The sequence below is a fragment of the Alkalibacterium sp. m-11 genome (genome assembly GCF_054658155.1).
The window spans coordinates 1-8,895 of record NZ_BAAGIR010000083.1; the positions used below are offsets into that span (position 1 = coordinate 1).

Annotated in this window: 8 protein-coding genes and 1 riboswitch; of the genes, 7 read left to right on the forward strand and 1 reads right to left on the reverse strand. The window is 42.1% G+C overall.

Annotated features, from left to right (window positions below):
* Nucleotides 1-262 precede the first annotated feature (262 nt).
* The 7 genes from ACYQ2O_RS08565 (at nt 263) to ACYQ2O_RS08595 (ending at nt 8,232) form a co-directional block, all read left to right on the forward strand.
* Entirely contained in the window at nt 263-1,945 is a 1,683-nt protein-coding gene (locus tag ACYQ2O_RS08565) for a ribonuclease J (RefSeq protein ID WP_346024381.1), read from the forward strand.
* Nucleotides 1,946-1,971: 26 nt separating this feature from the next.
* Nucleotides 1,972-2,077, forward strand: a riboswitch (TPP riboswitch).
* A 90-nt stretch (nt 2,078-2,167) separates the two neighbouring features.
* A complete protein-coding gene (thiT, locus tag ACYQ2O_RS08570) occupies nt 2,168-2,734 on the forward strand; it encodes an energy-coupled thiamine transporter ThiT (protein ID WP_346024380.1) in 567 nt (188 codons plus the stop codon).
* 90 nt (nt 2,735-2,824) lie between these two features.
* Nucleotides 2,825-4,279: a cardiolipin synthase gene (cls, locus tag ACYQ2O_RS08575; RefSeq protein WP_346024379.1), complete on the forward strand. Its 1,455-nt coding sequence runs from the start codon at nt 2,825-2,827 to the stop codon at nt 4,277-4,279.
* 477 nt (nt 4,280-4,756) lie between these two features.
* The gene (locus ACYQ2O_RS08580) at nt 4,757-5,923 is read left to right on the forward strand and encodes a betaine/proline/choline family ABC transporter ATP-binding protein (protein WP_346024378.1); all 1,167 of its coding nucleotides are present in this window, start codon (nt 4,757-4,759) and stop codon (nt 5,921-5,923) included.
* A 45-nt stretch (nt 5,924-5,968) separates the two neighbouring features.
* Nucleotides 5,969-6,568, forward strand: a complete 600-nt coding sequence (locus tag ACYQ2O_RS08585; RefSeq protein WP_428830603.1) for an ABC transporter permease — start codon at nt 5,969-5,971, stop codon at nt 6,566-6,568.
* Nucleotides 6,569-6,584: 16 nt separating this feature from the next.
* The gene (locus tag ACYQ2O_RS08590) at nt 6,585-7,541 is read left to right on the forward strand and encodes an osmoprotectant ABC transporter substrate-binding protein (protein WP_346024376.1); all 957 of its coding nucleotides are present in this window, start codon (nt 6,585-6,587) and stop codon (nt 7,539-7,541) included.
* Nucleotide 7,542: 1 nt separating this feature from the next.
* On the forward strand, nt 7,543-8,232 hold the full coding sequence (locus tag ACYQ2O_RS08595) for an ABC transporter permease (protein ID WP_346024375.1): 690 nt from the start codon (nt 7,543-7,545) through the stop codon (nt 8,230-8,232).
* Between the two features lie 47 nt (nt 8,233-8,279).
* On the opposite strand, the gene ACYQ2O_RS08600 is transcribed toward ACYQ2O_RS08595, so the two are convergent.
* Complete coding sequence (locus ACYQ2O_RS08600; protein ID WP_091264989.1) at nt 8,280-8,603, reverse strand: hypothetical protein; 324 nt, start codon at nt 8,601-8,603, stop codon at nt 8,280-8,282.
* Between the last annotated feature and the right edge of the window lie 292 nt (nt 8,604-8,895).

The window sequence follows — 8,895 nt, forward strand, 5'->3', positions numbered from 1 at the left end:
AAGTCCAATGGGACAACTGAAGAAAATGTTTGGGTAATGAAACACACAGAATGAGCCATTTTAATATTAAAATTGAAGAGTTACCATCTCTAGAAAAAAAGTTTCCGCCAAAGTCTTGACACATACCAGTATACCTGATAAGTAGGCATTTGCCTATATCTATGCTATACTGAAACTGTTAAGCACATAACGGGCGAACGTACATAGGTGAAATAAACTATAAAATCAAATGCTGTAACAAGCGTATTAGAGGTGGAAGATTGTGAGTAATATAAAGATTATTCCTCTTGGAGGAGTAAGAGAAAATGGTAAAAATCTGTATGTACTGGAATCTGGAGACGATATTTTCGTCTTGGACTGTGGACTGATGTATCCTGAAGATGAACTGTTCGGAATCGATGCGGTCATTCCTGATTTCAGTTATCTTGAAGAAAACAAAGACAAAATTACCGGAGTCTTTCTGACTCATGGCCATGAAGATGCAATTGGCGCACTGCCTTATTTCCTTGATACATTTAATGTTCCTGTATTCGGTTCAGAGCTGACTATAGCTTTAGCTAAGCTGTTTGTGGGTCAGTCTAATCTGTCGACATCCTTCGATGACTATCATGTGATCGATGAACACACTGAAATCGACTTTAATGGAACAACAGTCAAATTCTTCCGTACGACCCATACGATTCCAGATTCAATGGGAATCGCCGTTCATACAGAAGAAGGAAACATTGTCTACACCGGGAACTTCAAGTTCGATCAGAGTTCTCAGGACATGTACAGAACAGATCTTTCTCAGATCGCAGACTTAGGTAAAGAAGGCGTTCTGGCCCTGCTGAGTGATTCTGGGGACGCAGAAAGTCAGACTGAAAATGTGTCTGAGAAAAAAGTCCAGGAAGAAGTGCTTGATATCTTTCAGGATACCAGCAGCAGGATTATCGTGGCTGCAGTAGCAAGCAATATTTTAAGAATTCAGCAGGTTTTAAATGCGGCGCACAGTTCAGGTAGAAAAGTGTTCATCACTGGAAAGAACCTGGAAGCTATTCTAGAAACAGCCATGGATCTTGACAAGCTGACACTGCCTGATGAACATCTGATTGAACCTATCAGTAAAATCGATAAATATGATGACGACGAAATTCTGGTTCTCGAAACGGGATCAGCGGGTGAGCCAATCAAAACACTCAACCGTATGGCTACATCTAATCATGATCAGGTGAACATCAAAGAAGGGGATCTTGTGTTTATTGCTACCAGCCCATCTACAGCAATGGAAGTCATGGTAGCTGAGACAGAAAACCTGATTTATAGAGCCGGTGGGACAGTAGTCAAGTTATCCAGCAGACTGAAAGCGTCCGGGCATGCGACGCCTAATGATCTGCAGCTGATGATCAACCTGCTGAGACCGACTTACTTCATACCGATTCAGGGTGAATACAGAATGCTTGCTGCCCATGCAGACCTGGCAAATGAGACAGGAATCCCTTATCAGAATATCTTTATTTTGAGTAATGGTGACGTCGTTAGCTATGCTAAAAATAAAATGACACAAAGCGGACAGGTATCTGCAGATAATACACTGATCGACGGGATAGGTATCGGTGATATCGGGAACATTGTCTTGCGTGACAGACGTCTGTTGTCAGAAGATGGTATTTTCGTTGCAGTAGTTACAATCGACCGTAAAAAGCAGCGTATCGTGTCTGATCCTCATATCGTTACGCGCGGATTTGTATTTGTAAAAGAGAGTCAGGATCTGATTAATGAATCGACGGAAATAGTGAAGAGTATAGTCAAAAAAAATCTCAAGCATAACGATTTTGACTGGGGTTCAATCAAACAGGATATTCGTGAAGGCCTGAATAACCACCTGTTCAAGAAAACGAAGAGAAGACCGATCATTCTTCCAGTAATTATGGAAGTCAATCAGAACAGACGCTTTACGAGATAATTATTTTGTATATAATTAAATATCAGATACTGTACTAGGGGAGTCAATATATTGGCTGAGAGTGAACTGTGAGTTCAGACCCTTAGAACCTGTACGTTCATACGTGCGCAGGAAGAGTACTTAACTGAGATCGACAGATCAGAGTAGGCACAAGCGCGCTCTCATAAATGTCATAATCTCCTTCCCTAGTTCAGTAAACTAACTAGAGGAGGAGATTTTTTTATGCAGAACAGACAGTTGAGGATCTATCTTGAAGGGACTTTATTTGCCGCACTTGGGATGGTGCTCTCCTGGATTCCCTCAGGAATAGGGTCGTCATTCAGTGTTTCCTTAGGCATGATTCCGTTGACTTTCTACGCTATCAGAAGAGGTTTGGGGCCAGGGATATTTGCCGGTTTTTTATGGGGGATCCTTCATTTTGTTACAGGATCGGTATACATGCTGAATGTGTATCAAGTCATTATTGAATACACAATCACCTATGCGAGCATTGGGCTGGCCGGATTCTACTCCAAAGACATTCTTGAGGGGATCAGAAACCAGAAAGGAAAACGGGTAAACATGACTATCGTCGCTGCTGTTCTAGTTGGAGCTGCCGCTCGGTATTTCTGGCACTTTATAGCCGGCTGGATATTCTGGGGAGACTATGCTTTATGGGGACTCAGTGCCTTTACATTTTCTCTAGTCATGAACGGTCTGAGTATGATCTCGACCGCCTTAGTGACCATGATCGTATTGCTGATGCTGTATGACCGGTCTCCACTGATTTTTGTTCCTAAAGGGAAATAACTGTTGCCGGCTTAAGATAGTGGACAGGAGGTTACAGGCTAATGTACACTAAGATAAATAACATTACCTTAGTGTATGAAGGAGACCTGTATGACGATTTTAAGCACGATTTTCTGGGGGTTTATTTTTCTGAACTCGGCTTTAGCCATATTTACTGTGTTTAAAGAAAAGGAACGGGACATCGCAGCGATCTGGGCCTGGCTGCTGGTCATTACGATGCTGCCAGGTTTCGGATTTGTGATCTATCTGTTTTTAGGAAGAAAAATATCAAAGGAATCTATTTTTGATCTTCGAAGTCAGGACCGCATCGGGATGCCTCAGCTGGTCGAGTCACAGAAGAGTCTGATCGAATCAGAGAACCTTGATGTTCCTGAATCAAATTATCAGGATAAGACATTTGAAATGGTCCGTTTATTTCTGGAAAGTAATCAGGCTGTTTTAACAAAAGGCAATAAAGTAAGAATTATAAGTGATGGAGAGGAAAAATTCGACCAGCTCATAAGAGATATTGAGAAAGCAGAGCATCATATTCATGTGACGTATTATATCTTTAGAGGGGATAATATAGGTCTGAGACTCTTGAGGGCTCTAGAAGAAAAAGCGAAACAGGGAGTTGAGGTCAAAGTATTGTACGACCCGGTTGGTGCCCGAGTACTGGGCAAAGATTTCTTCAACAAACTGAGAACATACGGCGGCCATGCTGAACCGTTTTTCGGCTCGAAATTTTTCCTGATCAACCTGCGTCTAAACTATAGAAATCACCGGAAAATCGTAGTGGTTGACGGAAAAGTCGGCTACACTGGAGGATTTAACGTTGGCGATGATTATCTGGGTATGTACGAAAAAATGGGCTACTGGAGAGATACCCATCTAAGAATAGAGGGAAATGGTGTGCTTACTCTGCAGACTCGATTTTTAATGGACTGGAACGCATCATCTAAAGACAAGCAAGTAAACTATGGGGAAGTTTATTTCCCGTTTTCAAGTCTAAAAGGGTCTACAGATATGCAGATCGTTTCCAGTGGTCCGGACAATGAGATGCATGCCATCAAGAAAGGGTTCATCAAAATGATCAGTATGGCTAAAGAATCCGTTTTGATCCAGACACCTTATTTCATTCCTGATGAAGCATTGATGGAAACAATCAAAATAGCCATCCTGTCAGGCATCAAAGTGAAAGTGATGATACCTAACAAGCCGGATCATCCATTTATTTATCGTGCCACTCTAAGCTACGCAGAAGAACTGGTAAAGAGTGGGGCAGAAGTTCATATTTACGACAATGGATTTCTTCATTCCAAAGTTATTGTGATAGACGGTGAGATTTTATCAGTAGGGACTGCAAATTTTGATATAAGAAGTTTCCGTCTGAATTTTGAAGTCAATGCATTTATTTATGATCGTTACCTCGCCAAAAAACAGGTCAGACTTTTTGAAGAGGATGAAAAGAAATCGTATTTACTGACAGAAGACATGATCAAAAATTATTCCAGATGGGAAATTTTCAAACAGCAGTTTTCCCGGCTTTTTTCACCCATACTATAACTATCATTCACGTCTGTTCACTGCATGTGGAAATCCTTAGGGTACGTCCAGCATATTGAACAGGCGTGTTTTTTTTATTCCTTAATTAATGCTGTCTCATCCTATTATAATGATTAAATCATAAAATGCTTTTTTTATATGCAAAATTATACAAGCGGTTACAATGGGTCATCACAACGAAGCTGGCTTAAAAACGTATGATTTGCAATTGTTTAAGCTTTCTGTAATAATGAATAAGGACCTTTTTATTGCAAAAATATGTAGGGTAAATTGCATGTATTTGCTTGAAGAAACTAATTAGCCAGTAAGGTTAGGCAGGATCATTAAAAATGAATGAGGTAACCGCTGGTACATAATCCAGTTATGTGTCTGTGTCTGTGTGAAGAGAAGAAGGTCTATTCCTTTTGTGGATTCATACAGTTTTTTTATGTGTTAAAACTCAGACCATAGCAGAATAAACGTAGAGGAGATACGATTATGATCGAGTTCAAAAATGTATCAAAAGTATACGGAGATGGAACGAAGGCCGTTGACGATGTATCGTTTACCATCAACGGAGGAGAATTTGTCGTTCTGATCGGAACGTCTGGGAGTGGGAAAACGACGACCATGAGGATGATCAATCGGATGATTGATTCGACATCCGGAGAGATTCTTATTGACGGAAAAGACATAAAAAAAGAAGATGCCGTTCAGCTGAGGAGAAAAATCGGATATGTTATCCAGCAGACAGGCCTTATGCCTCACATGACAGTATACGAAAATATTGTAATGGTTCCAAAATTATTAAAATGGGAAAAAGAAAAAATGCAGGAGACCGCAGAACGTCTACTGAAGCGAGTCGATATGGGTCCTGAATTTCTTGACCGTTACCCACAGGAACTTTCTGGCGGACAACAGCAGAGAATTGGTGTCATCCGAGCACTTGCCGCTAATCAGGATATTATCCTAATGGATGAACCGTTCGGTGCACTGGATCCGATCACTCGAGATGCTTTACAAGAACTGGTCAAGCACCTTCAGGAAGAGATGGGCCGTACAGTCGTATTCGTTACTCATGATATGGACGAAGCACTTAAGCTAGCAGACAAGATTGCGATCATGTCAGAAGGAAAAATCATTCAGTATGACACACCCGACAATATTTTAGCCGAACCTGCAAATGAATTTGTCGAGAGCTTCCTGGGTGAGGACAGACTGCAGCAGCGTTCAACCATGCAGACGGTCGATCAGGTCATGGTGAAGACACCCATTTCAGTTACATCGGATATTACGCTGGGAGAAGCTATTCGTGTCATGAGAGACAGAAGAGTAGATACGTTATTTGTGACTGATATGGATAATGTCCTTCAGGGGCTGGTCGATTTCGAAGCAATCAACAAAAATAGAAAGACAGCCTCTACAGTGCAGGACATTATGTCTCATGTCTATTACGTAAAATCCGGAACCTTACTGAGCAGTGTGGCAGACAAGATGCTCAAGCGTGGATACAAGAACATCCCTGTTGTCAGCGAAGAAGGGAAACTGGAAGGTCTTGTTACACGGGCATCACTGGTAGATATCGTCTACGATACAATCTGGGGAGATGACGAAGAAGTGGAAAGCATTCCTCTAGAGACGACCCAGTTTTCAGAATCAGAATAGGAGGAGACCTAAGTGATCGATTTTTTTAACAACTATGGTGCTCAGATGATGAGACTGATCTGGGAGCACTTATATATATCAATAGTAGCATTAGGTTTAGGGGTGATCGTAGCTGTCCCAGTCGGCATCCTGCTGACACGGACGGATAAGCTGGCGACGTTTTTCATCGGTCTGGCATCCATACTTCAGACTGTCCCGTCACTGGCACTGCTGGCACTGATGATTCCTTTTCTTGGGATCGGTCAGTTTCCGGCTATCATGGCACTGTTCATTTACTCTCTGCTTCCGATCCTCAGAAATACGTATACAGGCATGAAGGGTGTGAATCCGGACCTTGTTGACGCAGCTAGAGGTATGGGAATGACCGAATCACAGCTGGTCAGAAAGGTGGAGCTCCCTCAGGCAGCCCCAGTTATAATGGCGGGGATCAGACTTTCAGGGACATACGTTATTGCCTGGGCAGCTCTTGCTTCATATATCGGAGCAGGCGGACTTGGAGATTTCATTTTTAATGGGTTGAACCTGTATATTCCTGAGCTGATCATAGGAGGAACGATTCCTGTGACCATACTGGCTTTACTCGTAGATTTTGTATTAGGTCGTGTAGAGAAGAAGGTTACACCTAGAAACCAAGTCATAGACTAGAGAAAGGCTGATAATAATGACGTTTAAGAAAAATATGAAACTTGCTGCTTTAAGTTCTGCAGCAGTAATGATGACAGCTTGTTCTCTTCCTGGCCTTGGAGCAGGTCTGACCGAAGAAGGGAATATTACCATTGCTACTCAGTCTTCTACTGAGATGGTCATTTTAGGCTACATTGTTCAGGGGATGGTCAATCATTACTCAGACATCAATGCTGATGTTATTCAGAACCTCGGATCGTCCACTATGGTTACACAGGCTTTAGCCCAGGGTGATGCGGATGTAGCTGCTGCAAGCTACACAGGGACTGCGCTGACAGGCGAATTAGGGATGGATCCGATCACGGACCCTGATGAAGCCAGAGAGGCTGTGACAGAAGGATTTAGAGAACAGTATAATATGAGATATTTTCCATCATATGGATTTGAAAACACCTATGCCTTTCTCGTAACCAGTGAACTGGCAGAAGAGCATGGACTCGAAACAATAAGTGATCTGGAGCCCATTGCTGGAGATCTGACTGCTGGAGTCGATAATTCCTGGATGGAAAGAGAAGGAGACGGGTACCGGGCGTTTCTTGAGACTTATGAATTTGACTTTGACACCGTCTATCCTATGGAAATAGGTTTGGTGTACGATGCGGTTCAATCAGGTAATATGGATATCGTCCTGGGATATTCAACGGACGGACGTATCGCCAGTTACGATCTGGTCTTTCTTGAAGACGACCTCAACTTCTTCCCTCCATATGACGCAAGTCCATCAGCTTTATATGATACGCTTGAAGAATACCCTTTAATTGAAGGTATTCTTCTGAAACTTGAGGGAATGATTGAAACTGAGCAGATGCAGGAAATGAACTTTATTGCCGATGAATATCTGATCGAGCCGGCAACTGTAGCTGTAGAATTTCTTGAAGCCAATAATTATTTTGAAGACAGTGAACCTTATCTCGAACCAGCAGGAGGGGAATAAGATGTTAAATATAGAAGGATTAGATGAATTATCACAAATGAATATCGTTCAGCAGCTGATTTACTATGTACAGCAGAACGGACCCTATTTATGGGATCAGTTTGTCAGACACTTTCTCATCTCGATTTACGGTGTGCTGTTTGCAGCTCTTGTTGCCATTCCTCTGGGATTTTATATAGCCAGACACAGTAAGCTGGCTGACTGGGTCGTCGGCGCAGCTAACGTCATACAGACAATACCGTCACTGGCGATGCTGTCGATTCTTATGCTAGGATTTGGGATAGGAGTCAATACAGTAATTATTACAGTATTTCTATATTCGCTGCTTCCAATCGTTAAAAACACATATGCGGGTGTGAAGAGTGTAGATAATGCGCTGATGGATGCGGCGAAGGGAATGGGCATGACCCGCTGGCAGCAGACTTACAAAGTTGAACTGCCTATGGCTTTATCAGTGATCATGGCCGGTCTAAGGAATGCTCTGGTTGTGGCGATCGGGGTAACGGCTATAGGAACATTTATTGGTGCGGGAGGACTTGGAGATATCATACAAAGAGGTGTCAATGCTTCTCAAGGAGGAGCTATCATCCTGGCCGGTGCGATTCCAACTGCGCTGATGGCTGTTGTGGCCGATCTGGTCCTGGCGTGGCTTGAAAGAAAACTGAATCCTGCAAGTCGGGTAAGCAGATAAAGTAAAACAGCTATGGAGATGGATGGACTATCTCTCATAGCTGTTTTTTATTTTGCTAATCTGATATGCCTGATATCTTTGGCATTGATTAAGTAGGTCGTGCGTGATGATGCAGTTTTTATAATGATTTGAGTTGAGTGAGGTGAAAATACTGGAATCCCGATATACTCGTTGATCTGATCTGAATGAGTAGTAGGATTGACCTGAATGATAATACGCTGCTGCTTTTTCACAGACTGTTTAAGGAATAAGCCCAACTGACTCTTGGGCATCTGTGGCTGTACTTTAGATAAACTGGTAGAAAACAGGGCGCCGTATCCTTTCCTGAAAACATCTACAATATGCTGTGTTTCGATGGCTAATTTACTCATGATCGTCCTCCCCGAACATATGTTACCTTTAGTATATCGTGCGAACATACATTCGTCAACAGTCTCATGTAGTTTTTTTAATAATTGTTTGTCTAAAATTCTGGAGCATGATCAAGTCAGATAAAGAGGAACTGAAGATAAACCCGAACTGGGAGGAGATTTTAGTCTATGTGTAAAATAGTTGTCGGAAAGTAAAATAGTAGGGCAAGAAATTAAAGTAGACAAAAAGAAAGAAGACCCTTAATCTAGAGATAACCACAAATCCAGAAAAGAGGTCTTCTTATGAATCAAA

Coding starts and splice junctions, on each gene's coding strand:
- cls (WP_346024379.1), top strand. CDS start 2,825: ATGACGATTTTAAGCACGATTTTCTGGGGGTTTATTTTTCTGAACTCG.
- ACYQ2O_RS08585 (WP_428830603.1), top strand. CDS start 5,969: ATGATGAGACTGATCTGGGAGCACTTATATATATCAATAGTAGCATTA.
- ACYQ2O_RS08595 (WP_346024375.1), top strand. CDS start 7,543: ATGTTAAATATAGAAGGATTAGATGAATTATCACAAATGAATATCGTT.
- ACYQ2O_RS08580 (WP_346024378.1), top strand. CDS start 4,757: ATGATCGAGTTCAAAAATGTATCAAAAGTATACGGAGATGGAACGAAG.
- ACYQ2O_RS08600 (WP_091264989.1), bottom strand. CDS start 8,603: ATGAGTAAATTAGCCATCGAAACACAGCATATTGTAGATGTTTTCAGG.
- thiT (WP_346024380.1), top strand. CDS start 2,168: ATGCAGAACAGACAGTTGAGGATCTATCTTGAAGGGACTTTATTTGCC.
- ACYQ2O_RS08590 (WP_346024376.1), top strand. CDS start 6,585: ATGACGTTTAAGAAAAATATGAAACTTGCTGCTTTAAGTTCTGCAGCA.